The 1,266-nt window shown below is 60.6% G+C and carries 2 protein-coding genes; both read right to left on the minus strand.

Translation table 11 applies throughout. The features are described 5' to 3' along the window. Nucleotides 1–29: 29 nt before the first annotated feature. A complete protein-coding gene (locus E3T38_RS06875) occupies nt 30–959 on the minus strand; it encodes an IS3 family transposase (protein WP_134547373.1) in 930 nt (309 codons plus the stop codon). Beyond that, the coding region (locus E3T38_RS06880; RefSeq protein ID WP_206751300.1) for a transposase at nt 905–1,266 on the minus strand (362 nt) is incomplete at its 5' end. The genes E3T38_RS06880 and E3T38_RS06875, both read right to left, overlap by 55 nt.

The following is a 1,266-nucleotide window of genomic DNA, read 5'->3' on the forward strand; positions in this document are numbered from 1 at the left end:
TGGCCTTGCCCCCGGTTAGTGGACACGGGTTAAGCGGCGAGTTGAACTTCCGCGGTCTTTAACGAGTATTGCAGTTCGAAGTCGACGGGGCTGATTTGCCCGATCGAGGAGTGCCGGCGGCGGCGGTTGTAGCGGTCCTCGATCCAGGCGCCGACTTCGAGGGTGGCGCGGTCGCGGGTGGGCCACACTCGTCGGTAGTAGAACTCTGTTTTCAGCGTCGCGAAGAAGCTTTCGGCCATCGCGTTGTCCCAGCAAATACCGGTCAATCCCATCGAGCGAGTGAGACCATTCTTGATCGCGAACGCGGTGATCTGAGCTGAGGCATATTGGGTGCCGCGGTCGCTGTGGAAGATGACGTGCGCCGGCCTGTCGCCGCGCAGTGTCATGGCCATTATGAGGGCATCCTCGATTAGGTCGGTCCTCATGTGGGCGGCGATAGCCCAGCCGATCACGCGGCGGCTGTGAGCGTCGATCACGGTCGCCAGGTACACCCAGCCTTCCCAAGTCCTCAGATAGGTGATGTCGCCAACCCAGACCTGGTCCAGGGCGCCGGTGTCCCATTTTCGTTTGACGGCGTCAACGGGGTAAGCATCGGCGTGGTCAATGATCGTCGTGGTCCTCCACTTTTTCGGGCAGATGCCCACCAATCCAAGGCGTTGCATGGTCTTGGCGACGGTCTTGCGGGAGATGGTCTCCCCGTCAGCACGGAGGTCCGCGAGGATCCTCGGCGACCCGTAAACCTCGTCGGAGTCACCGTGGAACCACGCCACTTTCTGCTCGATACCCTCCCGCCGAATCATGCGGTCCGAGGGCTTCCGGTCGAGCCAGACGTAGTAGCCCGATCGAGACACCTCGAGCAGGCGGACCATGCGGGTGATGGTGAAGTTAGTCTTCTCCGCCAGTATCAGTTCGAACGCTTTGCGTTCGTATCCGACGCTTCCTGGGCGAAGAAGATGGATGCTTTTTTTAGAAACGCCCGATCAAGTTTCAGATCAGCGTTCTCTTTCCGCAACCGGAGCAACTCGGCCCGTTCAGACTCGGTAACAGCGGTCTCGCCGGTATCGTTTCGGGCCTTGAAAGCGCTGACCCACCGGCCCAGCGAGGCCTCGTTGATCCCCAGTTCGCGGGCCACGGTCGCGACCGCCCTGCCGGTGTTAATCACCAGCTTCACGGCCTCGTCTTTGTACTCAGGAGTGAACTCCCGGCGTGTCTTTCCCATGTGAACATTCTCTCTTGTGAGGTGTCCACTCAACGGGGGCAAGGCCA

The organism is Cryobacterium sp. Hb1, from assembly GCF_004403585.1.
GTDB lineage: Bacteria > Actinomycetota > Actinomycetes > Actinomycetales > Microbacteriaceae > Cryobacterium > Cryobacterium lyxosi.